The 17,897-nt window shown below is 63.0% G+C and carries 17 protein-coding genes; 4 read left to right on the top strand and 13 right to left on the bottom strand.

The features are described from left to right. Positions 1-27 precede the first annotated feature (27 nt). Positions 28-1,332: an isocitrate lyase gene (gene aceA, locus ACX80C_RS16310; protein ID WP_459327515.1), complete on the bottom strand. Its 1,305-nt coding sequence runs from the start codon at positions 1,330-1,332 to the stop codon at positions 28-30. A gap of 131 nt (positions 1,333-1,463) precedes the next feature. Between aceA and ACX80C_RS16305 the strand changes: the two genes are divergently transcribed. Both ACX80C_RS16305 and ACX80C_RS16300 read left to right on the top strand, forming a co-directional pair. Beyond that, entirely contained in the window at positions 1,464-2,945 is a 1,482-nt protein-coding gene (locus ACX80C_RS16305) for a helix-turn-helix domain-containing protein (RefSeq protein ID WP_459327513.1), read from the top strand. 13 nt (positions 2,946-2,958) lie between these two features. Beyond that, on the top strand, positions 2,959-3,501 hold the full coding sequence (locus ACX80C_RS16300; RefSeq protein ID WP_459327511.1) for a CGNR zinc finger domain-containing protein: 543 nt from the start codon (positions 2,959-2,961) through the stop codon (positions 3,499-3,501). A gap of 78 nt (positions 3,502-3,579) precedes the next feature. Here ACX80C_RS16300 and ACX80C_RS16295 read toward each other — a convergent pair whose 3' ends face one another. The 5 genes from ACX80C_RS16295 to ACX80C_RS16275 all read right to left on the bottom strand — a co-directional run bounded on the left by ACX80C_RS16295 (position 3,580) and on the right by ACX80C_RS16275 (position 10,370). Further along, positions 3,580-7,596 (bottom strand): S8 family serine peptidase, encoded by a 4,017-nt coding sequence (locus ACX80C_RS16295; protein ID WP_459327509.1) that lies wholly within the window; start codon positions 7,594-7,596, stop codon positions 3,580-3,582. A 274-nt stretch (positions 7,597-7,870) separates the two neighbouring features. Then, positions 7,871-8,686, bottom strand: a complete 816-nt coding sequence (gene thiD / locus ACX80C_RS16290; RefSeq protein WP_459327508.1) for a bifunctional hydroxymethylpyrimidine kinase/phosphomethylpyrimidine kinase — start codon at positions 8,684-8,686, stop codon at positions 7,871-7,873. A gap of 43 nt (positions 8,687-8,729) precedes the next feature. Beyond that, entirely contained in the window at positions 8,730-9,179 is a 450-nt protein-coding gene (locus tag ACX80C_RS16285; protein WP_459327507.1) for a YdeI/OmpD-associated family protein, read from the bottom strand. 49 nt (positions 9,180-9,228) lie between these two features. Continuing rightward, a complete protein-coding gene (locus ACX80C_RS16280) occupies positions 9,229-9,714 on the bottom strand; it encodes a hypothetical protein (RefSeq protein ID WP_459327505.1) in 486 nt (161 codons plus the stop codon). After that, positions 9,711-10,370, bottom strand: a complete 660-nt coding sequence (locus ACX80C_RS16275) for a TetR family transcriptional regulator (protein WP_459327504.1) — start codon at positions 10,368-10,370, stop codon at positions 9,711-9,713. The genes ACX80C_RS16280 and ACX80C_RS16275 overlap by 4 nt, the downstream gene beginning before the upstream one ends. 236 nt (positions 10,371-10,606) lie before the next feature. On the opposite strand from ACX80C_RS16275, the gene ACX80C_RS16270 reads away from it, so the two are divergent. Then, positions 10,607-11,311, top strand: a complete 705-nt coding sequence (locus ACX80C_RS16270) for a queuosine precursor transporter (RefSeq protein WP_459327503.1) — start codon at positions 10,607-10,609, stop codon at positions 11,309-11,311. A 301-nt stretch (positions 11,312-11,612) separates the two neighbouring features. On the opposite strand, the gene ACX80C_RS16265 is transcribed toward ACX80C_RS16270, so the two are convergent. The 7 genes from ACX80C_RS16265 to ACX80C_RS16235 all read right to left on the bottom strand — a co-directional run bounded on the left by ACX80C_RS16265 (position 11,613) and on the right by ACX80C_RS16235 (position 17,102). Further along, positions 11,613-12,338, bottom strand: a complete 726-nt coding sequence (locus ACX80C_RS16265) for a type IV toxin-antitoxin system AbiEi family antitoxin domain-containing protein (RefSeq protein ID WP_459327502.1) — start codon at positions 12,336-12,338, stop codon at positions 11,613-11,615. 240 nt (positions 12,339-12,578) lie between these two features. Beyond that, complete coding sequence (gene tgt, locus ACX80C_RS16260) at positions 12,579-13,829, bottom strand: tRNA guanosine(34) transglycosylase Tgt (RefSeq protein WP_459327501.1); 1,251 nt, start codon at positions 13,827-13,829, stop codon at positions 12,579-12,581. A 105-nt stretch (positions 13,830-13,934) separates the two neighbouring features. Next, on the bottom strand, positions 13,935-14,696 hold the full coding sequence (locus ACX80C_RS16255; RefSeq protein ID WP_459327499.1) for an SRPBCC family protein: 762 nt from the start codon (positions 14,694-14,696) through the stop codon (positions 13,935-13,937). A 29-nt stretch (positions 14,697-14,725) separates the two neighbouring features. Beyond that, positions 14,726-15,577 (bottom strand): DUF6707 family protein, encoded by an 852-nt coding sequence (locus tag ACX80C_RS16250; RefSeq protein WP_459327498.1) that lies wholly within the window; start codon positions 15,575-15,577, stop codon positions 14,726-14,728. A 61-nt stretch (positions 15,578-15,638) separates the two neighbouring features. Next, positions 15,639-16,178, bottom strand: coding sequence for an NUDIX hydrolase family protein (locus ACX80C_RS16245; RefSeq protein WP_459327497.1), 540 nt, complete (start codon positions 16,176-16,178; stop codon positions 15,639-15,641). A gap of 82 nt (positions 16,179-16,260) precedes the next feature. Further along, complete coding sequence (locus ACX80C_RS16240; protein WP_459327496.1) at positions 16,261-16,959, bottom strand: VOC family protein; 699 nt, start codon at positions 16,957-16,959, stop codon at positions 16,261-16,263. Further along, positions 16,959-17,102 (bottom strand): ribbon-helix-helix domain-containing protein, encoded by a 144-nt coding sequence (locus tag ACX80C_RS16235; protein ID WP_459327495.1) that lies wholly within the window; start codon positions 17,100-17,102, stop codon positions 16,959-16,961. The genes ACX80C_RS16240 and ACX80C_RS16235 overlap by 1 nt, the downstream gene beginning before the upstream one ends. Positions 17,103-17,151: 49 nt before the next feature. On the opposite strand from ACX80C_RS16235, the gene ACX80C_RS16230 reads away from it, so the two are divergent. Further along, a complete protein-coding gene (locus tag ACX80C_RS16230; protein ID WP_459327494.1) occupies positions 17,152-17,742 on the top strand; it encodes a YdeI/OmpD-associated family protein in 591 nt (196 codons plus the stop codon). The last annotated feature ends 155 nt before the right edge of the window (positions 17,743-17,897 follow it).

The following is a 17,897-nucleotide window of genomic DNA, read 5'->3' as shown; positions in this document are numbered from 1 at the left end:
TGTCCTGCCAACTCGACGGGGAAGGGTTTAGTGGAACTGCTGCGACTCGGTGGAGCCGGCCAGGGCGAGGGTGCTGCCGGTGGGATTGAGGGCGCTGGCTACCTGGTCGAAGTAGCCGGTGCCGACCTCCCGCTGGTGCCTGGTGGCGGTATAGCCGCGTGCTTCGGCGTCGAACTCGCGCTGCTGGAGGTCCACGTAGGCGCTCATGCCGTCGGTGGCGTAGCCGTGTGCGAGGTCGAACATCGAGTAGTTCAGGGCATGGAAGCCGGCGAGGGTGATGAACTGGAACGTGAAGCCCATGGCGCCGAGCTCGCGCTGGAACTTGGCGATCGTCGCGTCGTCCAGGTGCTTGCGCCAATTGAACGACGGCGAGCAGTTGTAGGCCAGCATCTGGTCCGGGAACTCGGCCTTCACGGCTTCGGCGAAGCGCCGTGCCAGGTCAAGGTCCGGCGTTCCGGTTTCCATCCAGATCAGGTCCGAGTAGGGTGCGTAGGCGTGGGCCCGGGCGATGCACGGCTCAATCCCGTTACGCACCTCGTAGAACCCTTCAGGAGTGCGGCCGCCGGTGAGGAACGGCCGGTCCCGCTCATCCACATCGGAGGTGATGAGTGTGGCGGCTTCCGCATCGGTACGGGCCACAATCACTGAGGGAACCCCGGCGACGTCAGCAGCCAGGCGAGCTGCGTTGAGGGTGCGGACGTGCTGCTGCGTGGGAATCAGGACCTTCCCGCCGAGGTGGCCGCACTTCTTCTCGGACGCGAGCTGGTCCTCCCAGTGCACGCCTGCGGCGCCGGCCGTGATCATGGACTTCATCAGTTCGTAGGCATTCAGCGGCCCGCCGAAACCTGCCTCTGCATCGGCGATGATCGGCACCAGCCAGTCCTCCACAGATTGCGTGCCCTCTGCCCATTCGATCTGGTCCGCCCGCAGCAGCGCGTTGTTGATGCGCCTCACCACCTGGGGAACCGAGTTCGCGGGGTAGAGCGACTGGTCCGGGTAGGTCTGCCCGGCAAGGTTCGCGTCGGCGGCGACCTGCCAGCCGGACAGATAGATGGCCTTCAGCCCGGCCTTGACCTGCTGAACTGCCTGGTTGCCCGTCAACGCACCAAGCGCGTGGGTGTATTCGCCGGTTTGCGACTGCGTTGTGAGTTGTTCCCACAGCTTTTCAGCACCGCGGCGGGCCAGCGTGTGTTCCTCCTGGACACGGCCGCGAAGGCGTACGACGTCGGCGGCCTGGTAGTCCCGCCGGACACCTTCCCAGCGTGGATCAGCGGCCCATTCGAGTTCGAGTTCGCGGGCTGTGGTGCCTGGATTGTTGGCTTCCTGCGTCATTGCATTTCTCCTTCCGGGAGGCTTGTCGCCTGTGTCATGTGTGCTGGTGGAATCAACAATTCTGCATTTCGGGAAGCTTCAATAGTGCTTGGGTCTGGAAAGAAACGCGATTCTTCGCGTATCGTCAAGAAATGACGACTTCCAGCTGGACCCGTACTCGCCAGCCTGAAAACGAATCAGAGCCTCAAGGCCAGGACGCCATCAGCCTCGGCCGTCGCATCCGGCATCTGCGCAAAAGCCGCCGCATGACCCTCGAGGAGCTTGGCGCCGTCGTCGGAACCGCCCCTTCCCAGCTCTCCCTGATGGAAAACGGAAAGCGGGAGCCGCGGCTTGGGATGCTGCAGTCCCTGGCCAAGGCACTGGAGGTCAGTGTTGACCAGTTGCTTGGCGCGGAACCGCCCAGCCGGCGCGCGGCGCTGGAGATTGCGCTGGAACGCGCCCAGCGGGGTCCGTTGTACGAGTCGCTTGGGCTGCCAAAGGTCCGGACGTCGGCGCGGCTGCCGATGGAGGCGCTTGAAGCGCTTGTCGGGCTGCAGGCGGAACTGGAACGCCGCATGAACGAGCAGGTGGCCACACCCGAGGAAGCGCGCCGCGCCAACGCCGAACTGCGCGCAATCATGCGGCGGCAGAACAACTACTTCCCTGACATAGAGGGCGAGGCGCAGAAGGTCCTGGCCTCTGTTGGGCACACCAGCGGGCCTCTGTCACAGCACCTCATCGCGGATATTGCTGAGCATCTCGGGTTCACGCTGCACCACGTGAGCGACCTGCCGCATTCCACCCGCTCGGTGACGGACCTGAAGAACCGGCGCATCTACCTGACCCAGTCGCAGCGGACGGACCATGACCCGCGCTCCGTACTCCTCCAGGCGCTGGGCCACTACGTGCTGCAGCACGGGACGCCCGAGAACTACCGGGAGTTCCTCCGTCAGCGCGTTGCGACCAACTACTTTGCGGCCGCGTTGCTGCTCCCCGAGAAGGCGACGGTCGAGTTCCTGCAGGCCGCCAAGGCGCGGAAGGAAATTGCCGTCGAGGACGTACGGGACGCCTTCGCCGTCTCCTACGAGACGGCTGCCCACCGCTTCACCAACCTCGCAACCGAACACCTAGGGATCCCGACGCACTTCCAGAAGACGCATCAGAGCGGCATCATCTACAAGGCCTACGAGAACGACGGCGTGACGTTCCCGCAGGATCACACCGGCGCCATTGAGGGCCAGCCGTCGTGCAGGAAATGGACGTCGCGGGTTGTCTTCGACGTACCTGACCGGTTCTCTGCGTACAGCCAGTACACCGATACACCCAGCGGCACCTACTGGTGCACGGCCCGTACCGAGCGGGCCGCCGCCGGCGAGTTCTCGCTCAGCGTCGGTGTGCCGTACGCACACGTGAAGTGGTTCCGCGGTCGCGAAACCACCATCCGTGGCGAGTCCCGCTGTCCGGACGAATCGTGTTGCAAGCTGCCGCCGTCGTCGTTGGCCGAACAATGGTCAGGCTTCGCCTGGCCCAGCGCCCGAGCCCACTCGCACCTGCTGGCGGCTATGCCGCCCGGCGCCTTCCCCGGCGTCGACGAAACCGAGGTTTACTCCTTCCTCCAGGCTCATTCAGGTTAGGGTGGGACGCGCCATGCTGTTTGCCAATGACACCGAAGAGGGCCTGCGGAGCGCTGCGGCTCTGGTGAATACCGACGACGACGACGGCGAGCTCCTCCCCGACGTCGGCGCGCTTCAGGATTTCGCGCGGGAGTGGAACTGGACCGGCAATCTCGCACTGGATGAGTCGGAGCTTGACGCTGTCCGGGCGCTGCGGCCCCGGCTGCGCTCGCTGTGGCACGGCGATGAGGATTTCGTGGTGGAGTCGGTGAACGGGTTGCTGCGGGAGTTCAACGCGCTGCCGCAGTTGGTCCGCCACGATCACTGGGATTACCACATCCATGCCACGCCGTTGGAGGCGCCGCTGTCCGCGCGGATGGCCGTCGAGGCGGCGATGGCGTTCGTGGACCTGGTGCGAAGCAATGAGCTCGGGCGGCTACGGATCTGCGCTGCGGAGGATTGCAGCGCCGTGGTGATTGACTTGTCGAAGAACCGTTCCCGGCGCTTCTGTGAGTCCGGGTGCGGTAACCGGGCAGCGGTGGCGGCGTACCGGGCGCGTCAGCGGGCTTCCGCCTAGAGCATTAACTGTTTCTGCCCACCGAGCCTTTCGACTCGGTGGGCAGAAACGCTATTCAGTTACTACGGGTGGACCGGATCAGTCGATCGAACCGGGGGCGCAACCGCCGTTGTCATCTACGTAGTCGAGCAGGCGGATCATGAACGCAGCCATCTGCTCACGGGTGACCTGGACGTACGGACGGAATTCCGTCCGGCCGTTCTCCTCCCAACCGAATGAGATACCTGCTTCAGACATCCACGAAACTTCCTTTTCGAAGACGAAACCACGAGGGATGTCGTCGAACGGGCTGTCAGTGCCGTCGTAGGCACGGGCAACCGGGATGTCGCAGTACTCACTTGCATACCGATACATGAACGCTGCCATGACATCGCGGTTGACGGCGGTCAGCGGCCGGTAGGTCGGTAGACCATTTGGCTCAACGTAACCGTTGGACAGGTCCGCCGATTCCATCCACGTCATTTCCTTGTAGAAGAACGCCGTGTCAGCACCCGGATCCGCCGGACCGTTGAGGTCGGCGAAGGGGGACTTCCCCGGAGCGGCGAAGATGCCGACGTCAGCGAAGCGGTACATGAATGCTGCCATCACGTCGCGGTTCACGGGTTCGAACGGCCGGAACGTGAAAGTTCCGTTCGCCTCAGAATAACCGTCGGTGATTGCGAGCTGCTCGAGCTGCACGATGGAATCGCGGTGATCAGCCCGTGCGATGTCGGTGAACTTCTTCTGGCCGACCTGGATCGGAACGATCTCCTCTTTCGCGCCCGATGGGTTGTGGTGGTGCAGCAGCAGGATGTTTTCCTTGGCTACCCCACGGTCACGGGTTACACCAATCGATGCTCCATCGGCGTCAATGAACGAGGTCTCGGCGCCGGTAGCTCCGGCGAACCAGAGGCTCGGATCAGTGATGTTGAAATCGATCCACTCGGTTGCGTCGACTTCGCCAATGCTGTCACCTTCGGTGTTGACGGTGAAGCTGCTGATAGTGCGCACCTTGTACTGGATGCTATTGGTGCTGCCCAGTTCCAACCCGAGGGTCGCCACCGGGATCGGGATTGTGATCACGTTGGTGTCGAACGTGTTGGTGTCCGTTGCACCGTCTACACCGTTGGCCGGGACGAGCGTGAGGCCGGTGGCGTTTCCTTCGGCGTCAAGAGCGGAAACCAGGAACAGGTCCAAATCCACGGGCGGTTCACGGAAAGACTGCACCAGGAAGTCCGGCACCTCGTCATTGTTCGTGTCGAGCTCCACCGTGAAGTTAAGAGTTCCTGTAGGTACAGACCAGTTGTCCCAGGTGCTGATTCCGATGTTGAGAATGCCATCAGCGGGGTCCCCACCTGCTGCCAGAATTCCCGGCACGGTGGATGCAGCGCCAACTGCCTTCAGGTCCAGCGCGTTCAGCGAATCCAGCGGCAGGCCGGTGAGGCGTCCACTTTCCTCACCCAGAACGAACGGTGAAACGAGCGACGTGTAGGACGTCATCTCGCCCGGAGCGCCACCCTGTGACAGGCCACGGCCTGAAAGAGTCAGCAGTTCCTCAAGGTCAGAGCCATTCAGGTACTGGACCCGGGGCTCGGCCGACATATCGGAAGCAGGCTTGGGCGCAGCGTGAACCGGAACGCGCAGGGTGTTGGTGGTTGCACTGGTGAGCTCCACGCGACCGGAAGCCTGTGCAATGTATTGCCGGGTCACATCCAGGTCCGGTTCAAGGGACGTGATGGTGTGCGTGACTTCGGCTGCAGGATCGATTGCCTTCACCATCGCGGCCGGGTCAGCGATCGTCATGGTGATGTCGAACTCGACGGTTTCACCACCGTTGACGGTGATCGGCTGGTCTGGAACATCAATGACCACCCCCGGGATTTCCGTTGCGGCCAGGTACTCCGCGGTGTAGGTATGCGGCTGATCCGAGTAGTTCCGGACGCTGATCTTGCGGGTAGCGCTGTAAGCATCTGCGCCGATCTCAACGACACCGAAGTTCACTGTCACCAGGGCGGCATCCTCGGAATCGTAGGCGATAGCATCAGTGCCGACGGCGTTCAGCGCGTTGACCCGTCCCGAACCTGTGCGGTTCGGTGCGTACGCCACGTCGCCCCCAGCCTCCACCGTGACGTCCGCGGTCGCCGTGTTCATGATGGCGTTCTTGACCTCGTAGGCATTGAACTCGGTGGCTGCGTAAACGAGGGCAGCAATGCCGGCCACGTTCGGGGCTGACATTGACGTTCCGGTCTTCACCGAGCCGCCGTTACCGGTGCCAACCGCGACGGAACCAATCTGTGTGCCGGGTGCAGCGACGTCGGGCTTAACCACACCGTATGAACCGTGGACTCCACGTGACGAGCTGGGGTTCAGCGTATCGAGAGCGTTGGATGGCCCAGAGGAAGCGGCGATGTATTCCGGGTTGAGCTGAACCTGCAGCTCACCCGTGGCAGCTTCAGCGCGGAGGCGCTCAGAAGACTCGCGGTTGAACTGGGCGCCCGGGATGCTGTCGTTGCCTGCGATACCGGCGTCGAACACGTCGCGGGGCGAATCGAGGATTACGCCCGCGCCGCCACCTGCCTCAACGTTGTCGAAGCGGACACCGGAGCCACACGGGAACGCGCCGTCCTCTTCCCACTGCAGCCAAACCCATTCACCGTCGAAGGTGCCGGGAGCGAACGCCTCGCAACCAAACCTGTTGGCTTCCGGCGCCAGCACAACGGTCCCGTTGAGCTGATCTTCGGTAGCTGCCTGGTAGTCGAAGTTGACGCTGTACTGGCCGGATGCGGGACCTTCTGTGGCCTCTGCGGGCGGGGCCAGGATGTCAATGCGATCCAGCGTGATCTGTGAGCCGATGCTGTTGGCAACGGTCAGCGCAGACTTGGCGCTACCAGGGGTGCCGCCGATGTCGTAGATGTCGCCGTCGTTGCCGGAGGAGACCACGGAGAGCACGCCCTGCGCGGTCAGGTTGTTGAGGATGTCAACTTCGGGATCATCGGGGATAGGGAAGTTCGAGCCCAGCGACATGTTTACAACATTCGAACGGTCCTCGAAGTTTCCGTCACCGTTGGGATCGAGCACCAAGTCGAGTGCTTCACCGACAACAAGGCTGGAGCCGGCGCAACCGAAGACGCGCAGGCTGACAATCTGGGCCTCAGGGGCCGTGCCTGGGCCGATGCGCATGTCGTTGACGGCGTCTTCCGTCAGGGTCGAGTAATCGCCCTCGAAGGTGTTGCCTTCGGAGTCGACGCCATAGCCGGCGGCGGTGCCGGCAACGTGGGAGCCATGGCTCTGGCAGTCGATCGGGTTGGCATCGGGCATCGGGGTGGGCTGGTAAGGGAACGGCTCGGCGCCGCCGGGGTCTGCGTTGTAGGTGTCGCCAACAAGATCCCAACCGCCTACGTACTTGGCTTCGTCGTACCAATCGGTATTAGGCGGCGTCTCGGGCGTGTTCGCGACAGCAGCGCTCGCGGCGTCAAACGTCGCGATGTCGCCAGGGCCGCCAAAGCCGGCGTGGGTGTAGTCGACGCCGGTGTCGATGATCGCGATGGTTACGCCGTCGCCGGTTTCGCCCAGGTCGCCTGCCCAGGTGTTGAGGGCCTCGGTGTCGATGACGCCACCCTTGTTGGTGGGCACCTTCGGCGTGAGGCGGCTGATCTTGACGACGTCGGGCCGTGCGGCAAGCGCGCGGATTGCCTCAACATCGCCCTGCACTGCAACACCGGGAATGGTGTTGGAGGTCACGTACAGTTCCTTGCCGGAAACCGCAGCAACAACCTCCTTGGCTTTGGCTTGCGTGGCTTCGCGGATCTTCTTCACGTCGGCGCTGCGGTCTTCCGGAGCCTTCCGGCCACTCTGGACCGCGTCCGACTGCGTGCGTGCAAAGGCACCTTCGCCTTCGAACTGCACGAAGACCGCAACATCACCGGCAGCCTTGTTCAAATTTTCACTGATTTTGAGACCAGGCGGGAGCGTCTTCAGCTCAATGCCCTCAGCAGTCGGTGCGCCGTCCGGCGCTTCAACCGCTGAAGCCGGCGCCCACATGCTGGAAGCCAGGACAAGACCGGTCAGCGAAGCCAACACAGCCTTTCCTGAATTCCGGCGGTATGACTTGCTCATGCTTCTCCTTAGTAAGGATGAGTCAAGGCCGCCCCGCCGAGTTCTATGTTTAGCCCCCCGCAGCGCTGCTGACACGGCCGAGACGCGTGTGAGTGAGGTTCCCTGGTTTAGATTGGGTGCCAGCAGCTGTGCAGGACCCTTCGCGAGTTCTGCACGATTACCAGCTTTCTGTGTTACGTGTCACAAGTCAACGAATTGGACATAGTTTCCTCAGCGAAGCATGAGATTTCACTGCGAGAAGTGTGTGTCCGTGGGCCGGAGGGTTGAGCTGAAGCTAGGCGCCGGCTCGTGCGCTACCCTGCCAAACGGCGTCGAACGGGGCATGCGAACTGACCCGGTTACGGATGCTTATCGTCACGAATTCCTTTGCCGTGCGGGCCGCTGCCAAGGGAGCGGCGCCCTTCGCCAGTTCAGCGGCGATGGCTGCCGCCAGCGTGCAGCCTGCGCCACTTACCGCAACGTCGCCCACCTTCGGTGCGCTGAGAATGTCCATGGTCTCGCCGTCGTAATAGACGTCGAGCGCGTGCTCCCCTTCCAGCCGCACGCCACCCTTGGCGAGTACGACGGCGCCGCTCGCCTCGTGAATGCGCCGCGCCGCTTCCTTCAGATCCTCAAGTGAACGGATCTGAATGCCGGAGAGGGACTCGGCTTCAAAATGGTTCGGCGTGACGAAGGTGGCAAGCGGCAGGATGTTTGCCTTCAGGGCCTGATCGGTGTCGAGGGCCGCTCCCGGTTCCTGGCCCTTGCAGATCAGCACCGGGTCCAGCACCACGTTTTCCCACTCCTGGGACTTCAGGGCGGCCGCCACTGTGTCGATGGTCTGGGGTGTGCCGAGCATGCCGATCTTGACGGTGCGGATGTCGTGGCAGGACTGGATGGCCTCAAGCTGGTCAGCGATGACTTGAGCGTCGACGGGCACAAAACGGTGGTTCCAACTGTCCTTCGGGTCGAAGGAGACGATGCACGTCAGCGCCGCGATGCCATAGGTGCCCAGTTCCTGGAACGTCTTCAGGTCCACCTGTGCGCCGGCACCTCCGGTAGCCTCGGAGCCCGCGATGGTCAGGGTGATAGCTGGTGAGTCAGTAGCCATGGCACCAGTCTGCCCGACGCTTCGCGGGTGGCGCCAACGGGTTTTATCTTGCCCGGCCCTCGCGCAGCATCGCGACGGACTTCCCGATCCGGGCAGCACGGGTCTCCGGCTTCTTCGCGCCCGTGACCTGCAGGGTGTGCCAGCTCTTGTTGCTGTAGGAGAGGGTCTCCCAGAACGCTTTCGCTGCCGGGTCGTTGTTCAGTGCATCAGCGAAGTCTTCCGGAACGTCTACTTCGCGGGGTGCGGTGTCGAGTTCAAGGTCGACGTCGTACACCTCACCTACCGTGACTCCCGACTCCTTACGCCGGTCTGCGCTCATCCCAAACAAGTATCGACCGCCCATCGACGCTATGGATGTACGGAACACGTACCCGTTGACCTTGGCCTCGATCTTGGGATGCTTTCCGCCGCCAAGTTCCTCGACCACGTCCTCCGGGACCTCGAAGCCGGCTGTGTTCTTGCCGGAAGATTCGAGTTCAGCGCGAAATCTCATGGGTACCCCTGGATCCTGTTTCTTCGTTCTACCCGTTGATGGATGCAGGCTACTCCGCGGGATGCTTGATTGTCGCGGGTTTCGCCGGGTGAACGGTGACAAACCGGCACACGCTGACGCGTCCGATGGCGGCGGCCGCCCCAACGATCAGACCGGTCCCAACAGCCGCAATCCCAAGACCCGCCAAGAGCAGGATGAGCGCAGTGATCAACGTGAAAGCGGCGAGGAAAACGAGCACGTGGAGTCCCTGACTTGCGACCGGGCGAAGGGCAAGTCCGAGTGCCAGCGCAATGAAGCACCCAAGTGCAGCAATTGGAAGGCCTAAGAGGCCGCTCAGCAGGAACATCATGAAGGCTGCGTAGGGGTGTCCGTCTCCGAGCAAGGCTCCCATTAGTACCGCCAGTTGAAGGTGAGTTAGCGCTGTTCCGACGATGAGCGCCTTCGGGGTGAAAGTCACGCGGTGCGCACCGCCGGCTCCGGTGTAGCGCGCGGCCAGCCGCGCGTCGTCGTCGTACTGGTTCTGGGAAGCGCTCATGCCTTGGCGTTCTTGATGAGTTGGACGACGTCGTCGACTATTTTCCGCACCACCGGCAGACGCGACAGGATGACCAGTTTGGCGATGAGTGGCGCCGCGTTGTCGATGAGGCGGCGGGTGCGTTGCTGGTTGGGGGAGCGGTCGTAGACCCAGAAGAGCGTCACGCCCATGTAGACGAGCCAGAGGAGTTCGGGAAGGTCCGCACGGATGGCCATGGGTGGCTGCGGACGGGCGGTGGTAACTGCCTGGTTGAAGAGGGCGATCGACTTGGCCCGTGCGACGGCCGAATCGCTGCTGAATGGGCTGAGGTTCGACGACGGCTGGATGGCGACGCTGATGAAGTTCGAACCGAAGTCGTGGTACGGACCCATGACGTCGACTCCGGTCTGCAGGATGACGCGGAGATGTTCACCCAGGTTCTGTCCCTCGCGCAGGAGGGGGAGGGATTTGCTGCGGTGCTCGTCCTGGAGGGATTGGTAGAGCTCCTGGACGAGGTCGTCTTTCGAGGTGAAGTAGTAATAGGCGTTTCCGGTGGATACGCCGGCTTCCTTCGCGATGGTGCGCATGGTGGTTTTGTCGTAGCCCTGTTCGCGAAACAGCTTGAGGGCGGTGGCGACAAGCCTGCTGCGGGTCGCTTCGCTCTTCTTCTGGGGCATCACGGGCTCCTTTTTGAACGTGTTCAGTTTAGTGTAGTCCTAGTTTCTGAACGTGTTCAAAATTGACTCTCCAATAGGTGACCGTTTCGGGGCTCAAAGAGTCACATATTGAAGAATCGATGCGGGATGGCCCTGCGTGGGATAATGGATGGCGCCCGGGGGCAGCCGGGCGCCAGTGCTAATACAGCGGGCCTTTCGATGAGGCTGCGCGAACCACTTCAATGAATGAGAACCTCATGACTCAACTGCAGGAACATGCCCGCGCCCGTTACGCGACCGTAGGCAGCGCAAACTTTTCGATCATGCTGGCGGTGCTTGCCGTCGTCGTCATCCTGTCCAATATCGGTGCGTCCAAGGGCGTGGTGATCGGTCCGATCATCGGAGACTTCAGCATCATCACCGACGGCGGTTTCTTCCTGTTCCCGCTGGCGTACGTTCTTGGCGACGTGATCAGTGAGGTGTACGGGTTCAAGGCGGCGCGGCTCGGGATCATCGTGACGTTCGTGCTCTCGGTGTTCGCCTCGCTGGTGTTCGGGATCATCATCGCCTTGCCCGGGTTCGATGACGATTTCGGCCTGGCCAAACAGGAAGCGCTCGAATTGGCGCTGGGGCCGGTGCCGTTGATCGTGCTGGCGTCGCTGCTCGGTTTCCTGGTTGGGCAGACGCTGAACTCCCTGGTGCTCGTGCGGATGAAGTCCAGGTTCGGCGAGCGGAGCCTGTGGGCACGGCTGATGGCCTCGACGGGTGTGGGCGAGTTCGCGGATACCCTCATTTTCTGCGCAATCGCTGCGTCCGTCATCGGCATCACCGACTTCCCGACGTTCCTGAACTACCTCTTCTTCGGGTTCGTGTACAAGACGCTGGTCGAGGTGCTCCTACTGCCGGTAACGACGACGGCGATCCGCTGGGTGAAGCGGCGCGAGCCGTCCTACGCGCGGTAGCGCCGCACCGTCCCAACGGATCCGTTGTCTCCCCGCAGGTTCAGGTGTTTCGATGAGCCTCCGTTTGCGGTTAGGCAGCGGATTCGTTGGTTCTGTGCTGTGCCCGATGGAGTGCTCGGACGATGCGAGGCTTCAACTCCCGTTCGTTTGCCAGATCCCCCCACTCGATACGCAGAATGGTCCAGCCCTCTTCCATCAGTGCCTTCTCCCGGCGTCGTTCCTGGAAGATGGCCTCGTCTGTAGGGCGGTAATCGAAGTATTTGATCTTCCCGTCGAACTCGAGGGCGAGTTTCCACTCCTTCTACGCAAAATCGAGTCGGTGCTCACCGTTGCGGGTGAGCACTTTCTCCTGCTGCGTAGGGAGGGGAAGGCGCATGCGGCGAATGAAGTGGAGTGTGCGCGTCTCGCCGGGTGATTCCGAGAGGGGTGAAGCGTTCTCGAATACGTGCCGCGCGTTCGCGACGTTCTTATGACCGGCGAGAGTATTCACTGTGGAGAGCATGGCAGCGTGGCTCGCGCCCTTGCTAAGGGCATGTTCTGCAACGATCAATGCTGGCTCGTAAGGCAGTATGCGAGAACAGTCGACTGCCGTCTGCTCAAGAGTTGTGACCGGCAGGCCGTAGCGCTCAGTGGTCGATCCTTCCGGAAGCAGGGCAGTGTGAGGCACGACGTCGACGGCGTTGCCTCTGCGGGAGGCCTTGAACCGTTGCGTGAGATGGATCAGCGAATCTGCCCTCCACAGACTGAGTCCGTGCAACCGAGCCGCTGTCGTGTGGCTGTAGGTGAGCATCCCGGAAGCACTGGGAAGTGAAGTATGGTGATGGACGAATATCCGCAGCAACTCCTGGCGCGAAGGAGAGAGAACGTTCCAGAATTCAGCAGGAACGTAGCCGCCGCGTCTCACGCGAATAAGCTTGCCGTCAGCGACCAGACGGGCGATCTTGCGTGAATCCATTCCGTCGCGTTGCAGATCGGCGGCACGCCACAGGGGGATGGTGGGCAAGCTCAGCGGAGATTCTTCGTTCATGAGAAACAGGATGACCTGCACACCCGGTCGAGGAAGTTCTTTCACGGCGTATGTGGAGAACTCGCCGGAAACAGCTACTTGGTGGAGGAGAGGTGACCTGCAGCTAACCCGCGGATCCGTTGAATCTACGCGGGCGGGGTTGCATCGATGGCACTCCGTACGCGCAGAGGGAACGGATCCGCGGTTTAGGTGCGCCGGGCGACCGCCGGACTGTACCGGGAGGCCCGGGAGGTAGCGGCTCTACCGGGAACTCGCGTAGTAGCGCCCCAGCACCTCCGCCTTCAGGTCGAAGTACGTGCCGTCCTCGATGGCGGCGCGGGCGTCGTCGACCATCCGGATAACGAACCGCTCGTTGTGGATCGAGATCAGCGTCGCCGAGATCATCTCCTTCGCCTTGAACAGGTGGTGAATGTAGGCCCGCGTGTAGTGGGTGCAGGTGTAGCAGTCGCAGCCCTCCATGAGAGGCGTGAAATCGCGCTTGAACCGGGCGTTGGACAGGTTCCACCGTCCATCCGGCACATAAAACGCGGAGTTACGGGCCACACGCGTGGGGGAAACGCAATCGAACGTATCCGCACCGTTTTCGATCCCGGTGAACAGGTCATCCGGCTCCGAGATACCGAGCAGATGCCGGGGCTTGGCCTCAGGCAATTCATCAGCGCACCACCCTAGGATTGTCCCCAGATTTTCTTTCTCCAATGCCCCGCCAACCCCGAAGCCGTCGAAGTTCATCGCCCCAAGATCCCGCGAAGCCTTGCGTCGCAGATCCTCATACTGGGCGCCCTGGATCACGCCGAACAGCGCCTGGTAAGGCTTTCCGGCGCGGGAAACCGTCAACCGCTCGTGTTCAGCGATGCACCGCTCCGCCCACAGCCGGGTCCGCTCAAGCGATTCCTCCTGGTACCCGCGCGAGTTCATCAGGGTGGTGAGTTCGTCGAACGCGAACATGACGTCCGCCCCGAGCTGATGCTGTACCTGCATGGAGATCTCGGGTGTGAACCTGTGCCGATCACCGTTGAGGTGCGAGACGAACCACACGCCGTCGTCGTCGATGTGTGCCAGCCGCTCTTTGCCGGCCGCCACGCGGTCGTCGGCCCCCGCGTGCTCGGAAGCCGCAGCCGAGTCCATGGTGATGACCTTTTTGAACCCGGACCCCAGGCTCATCACCTGGAACCCGCCCGAGTCCGTGAACGTAGGCCCATCCCAGTTCATGAATTTGCCCAGGCCGCCGGCCTCGTCCAACACGTCCGCTCCGGGCTGCAGGTAGAGGTGGTAGGCGTTGGCGAGCAGCGCCTGCGCACCTGCCTCTTTCATCGACTCAGGCAGCACCGCCTTGACGGTGGCCTTGGTCCCGACGGCGATGAATGCCGGCGTCCGGATCTCGCCGTGCGGCGTACGGATGGTCCCGGTACGCCCGTGAAGCCCGGCGGCAGCGGGCACCGTTTCGCCTAGCCGCTTACCGATGGAGAAGGAAAAATCTGATTGTGGCACCCGCTCATTCTGCCAGCCCTCCACGCGGGCACTCACCAAGCCAACGACGACGACGGCGCGCGCAGGCTTGGCGCTCGGCGCGCAGCCCCGCCCAGCCCGCAGGGCCTACAGCTCGGACGTCAGCAACGGCTCCGATGACGCGTAGGAGGCTTGCCGGAAGTCTTCCCAGCCGTCCCAGATGTCCCGAAGAGCCCGTGCGCCCAGGCCGTAGGTCGTGACGGTCACCATGCTGGAGCCGCCCTGGTCAGCGACGATCACCAGGCCCTCGCCGTGGTCGGCATACTCGGACACCGTCAGGCCCAGTTGGTTCTCTGTGCGAAACCACACGGTTCCGTTCAGCTCATGACCGTTGGGCAGTGTCAGTGAGTAGGAGTCGCCGGGCTGCTGCAATTGCTCGGCATTCAGCTTCCCGATGATCGACTCATCGGAGGCAGGCTCGCCCGAGAAGTATGCGGTGCGCCGGGTCGCCGAGGGGTGGCGTTCCAGGGCGAACCGGAGCTGCTGCAGGAACGTGACCCAACCTTCGGTGATCGCCTCCTCCGAATCGGCGCGCTCGAGAGTTATCAGCGTGCCGTCCTGGACGGGCTCAATGCGGAAGGTGTCGCCGCCGTCGACAGTCAGGGACTTGTGATCCGGACCCTCAACCACGGACGGCGCGAAGTAGATGGAACGGATCTCCTCATCGAGCCCTTCCGCCTCCCAGCCGAACCATTGCCCAACCAGGCGGGGCTCCCGAAGCATCAGCCAAACCTGGCGGGCGTCTGCATTCAGGTGCACACTGAGCGGATTAGCCCCCTGAACGGGTACGTCACGGGCGGGATGCCGCTCGGTGCTGGACTGTCGGAGGGAATCTGCCGAGTCGCTCATGCGCGCCACTCTACTCCTGGGCCCGGTTCCTAACCAGAGGCGGAAAGTTGATTGTTCAGCGTCCTGATCGCAACGAGTTCATGGCCGATCCGCCGGTCCAGCGCTTCCGCCCCCAGCGTCTCGGACCCGCCGTGCGCCCGAAGGTAGAGCAGCACCGACAACCGCAGTCCGCGCCAATCCTTTTCGACGGCCGGATTACCAGCGGACCGGGCAATCTCCCGGTCGTACAAATTCGGTTCGTTCAGCTGCCGCTGCCTGACCGCTGCTGCAAGTTTGGCCTTCAGCGGGTCAGTCTCGGCGTCGTCGGCGGTTCGCAGGGAGGCGGCGTAGGTCGCGGCGCGGTCGCCGTCGTCGTCGTAAGTCAGATGCGCGGCGAGGGCCAGGCAGCCCTCGATAAGATTCCAGCGGCCGAAGTTGCCGTCAAAGGGCTGGTCCGTCAGGAGATCGCAGACCTTGAGCGCGCTCGGCGCATCCGCGAGATCCACGTAGAGGGTCATGGCGAGGTCGCGGATGTCCTGGAGGTTGCTGCCTGACTTGAAGTTCACGCCCCGGCCCAGGCGCTCGGCCAGCTCGTGGACCCGCGGGCTCTCCGGATGCACGGCAGCGACATGCGCGATCAGGGCCTCCGGCGAACCCTCATCGGCTGTCACCACTTCCTCGCGAGCTTCCGCCTGAATCGTGGATCCGGCTGCTATCCGAAGGGTTTCGCCGCCCTCCAGGGTGGCCAGCACAACGGCCGGCACTCCGAAATCGTCCGGCTCGACGGCGACATCCACCACTTCGCGCGTGCGCTCGCCGTCCGGGAGGAGCAGCCTGCGGCCCGCGCTCACTGCCTCTGCGGCAAGCGGTTGAACCCGTACGGCCACATGGCTGTCGATCATCGAAGAATTCCTACCTCACTGCAGCTAAGACCCCCCGAGTATATAAAGAAACGGTAACGGGTCAGCGGGCCCAGCCGGCGTAGGCCAGCGCCTGCCGGAGCAGGCTGTCCCGGCCGCCGGAGAATTCCGCACTCACTTCCGGGCTCAACGCCTCTTCGGGCGTGAGCCAGGTCAGCTCGAGGGCATCCTGGCGGGGGTTGCACTCGCCGGTAACCGGGATCAGGTAGGCGAGCGCGACGGCGTGCTGCCGGTCATCGGTGAGCCCGGTTTCCGAAGGCGACGGGAAGTACTCGGCGATCGTGAAGGGGACCGGACACGGCGGCAGCTGAGGGAGTGCGAAGGGCCCAAGGTCCTTCTCCAGATGGCGCAACAGTGCAGCGCGGATAGTCTCGCGGTACATGACACGGCCTGATACGAACGTGCGCACCATTTCGCCCTGGTCACTGGCCTGCAGCAGCAGCCCTACCTCGGTGACGTAGCCCAGGGAATCGCACCGGACAGGGATCGCCTCCACGTACACCATGGGAAGCCGGCGGCGGGCCTCGTACAGGTCATCCTCATTGAGCCACCCGGGGTTGGGGTCTGGAGTGCGCAGGTTCATATCTCCAGTTTTATAGCAGACGCGCGCCTACGCCGTCCTGACGCGCTGCACTTCGGCCATCGGCTGAATCTACGGTGCATGCTCAGGATGCGGCGTGATCCTTGTAGCCGTAGAGATCTTCCTGCCACTCGTTGACCCAGATCTCGCCACCATCCGGGTTGGGCAGGCGGAGCGAACGCCCGTAGCTTTCATCGATCAGCGTCGCTGGAACGCCTCCGCTCCGCAGCCGCTGCTGAATCACCTCAACGTTGCCGGCGAATTCGAATGCCAGCTCCGCGCCGTCGTCGTCCGCTGCGTGAACAGCCAGCAGGCCGCCGTTCTTTGCAGTGAAGTCGAGCCACGCTCCGGCGTCCGAACTGCGGCGCTTCTTCGCGCCGATGTCCGTGAACACCTTCTCCGCCGCGGCGGTGTCCGGGGTGTACCAGATGGGCATCACCGTAAGGCCCGTTGCTGCCGGCTGTTCGCCAGTGAGGGTTTCGTAGGCAAGGAACACCCGCCCGTTCGGCGCTGTCACCTGGGCGGCCGGGCCGTCGTTGGTGTAAACGACGACGGCGTCAGTGCCGGCTTGCGCCGTGCGCCGGGCGAACTCGCTCACGGAGCCGACTTCGAAGTTGAGCTGGATCGACGGCTGGTCCGCGATATGCAGTGCGACCCTCCCGCTGCCCGCCTCGAAGACCTGCCATCCGTCGGCGTCCTCGACCAGTTCAAGGCCGAGGGCGGTGAAGAGTTTGCCGAAGCCGTCGTGGTTCGGTGTGAAAATGATCGGCCGTACCCTGAGCATTACTTCTCCTCCACATAGTTGCGAAGCACCTTCTCGACGAGGGCGGAGAGGCTCTGCCCCTCGTCGATGCTTCTGTGCTTGACCGCACGGACGAGGTCCGCCGGAAGGTAGACATTGAACTGGACCTTCGCTTCCGCTGCCATATTTAGAATGCTAGCAATCTAGAGTGTTGACGTCCAGTACTCTCAGGGGATGGCCGTCGAACTCCCCGAACTCCTGTTGCCCGACGCCCCTGCGTGGCGGGCGTGGCTCGAAGCCAGCCACGCGACGTCGTCGGGCGTGTGGCTTGTCCTCCACAAGAAGGGTGGAGCCACCACTTCCTTGACCTATGCGCAGGCGTTGGACGAGGCCCTGTGTTTCGGCTGGATAGATGGACAGGCGAAACGGCGCGACGACGGCAGCACCTTCCAGCGCTTCACCCCGCGCGGACCCCGCAGCATGTGGTCGCTTCGAAATGTCGGCTACATTGATCGGCTTGAGGCTGAGGGCAAGATGCGCGACGCCGGTCGTGTCGCCGTCGAGCACGCCAAGGCCGATGGGCGGTGGGAGCGGGCCTACGCAGGGCCGGCAACCGCGGTTGTGCCGGATGGTCTGGCGGCCGCCATAGCGGCGAACGCGGATGCGCAGGCGATGTTCGAGGTGCTGACATCCCAGAACCGGTTTGCGCTGATCTTCCGGCTCAATCAGCTCAAGACCGAGGTTGCACGCCAGCGCAAGATCGCCGGGTTCGTGGAGATGCTGGCACGACACGAGGCGCCGTATCCGCAGAAGCGGATGCCATGAGTTCAGGTCGCCCGATTCAGGTTGATCACTGTCAGGCCGCATTGAAGGGTCAAGTCCCGTGGAGTGGTGTAGCCGTTCTGTGGCTTTTCGAGGTTGTTGAGGTTTAGAAGTTGTGGTTCTCGGATGGTGTGGCGGGTTCGGGTTCCTCCTCTCGT

This window comes from Arthrobacter tecti (assembly GCF_054511355.1).
Note: the sequence above shows the minus strand (reverse complement) of the source record. Positions and strands in the feature narration are given on the sequence as shown.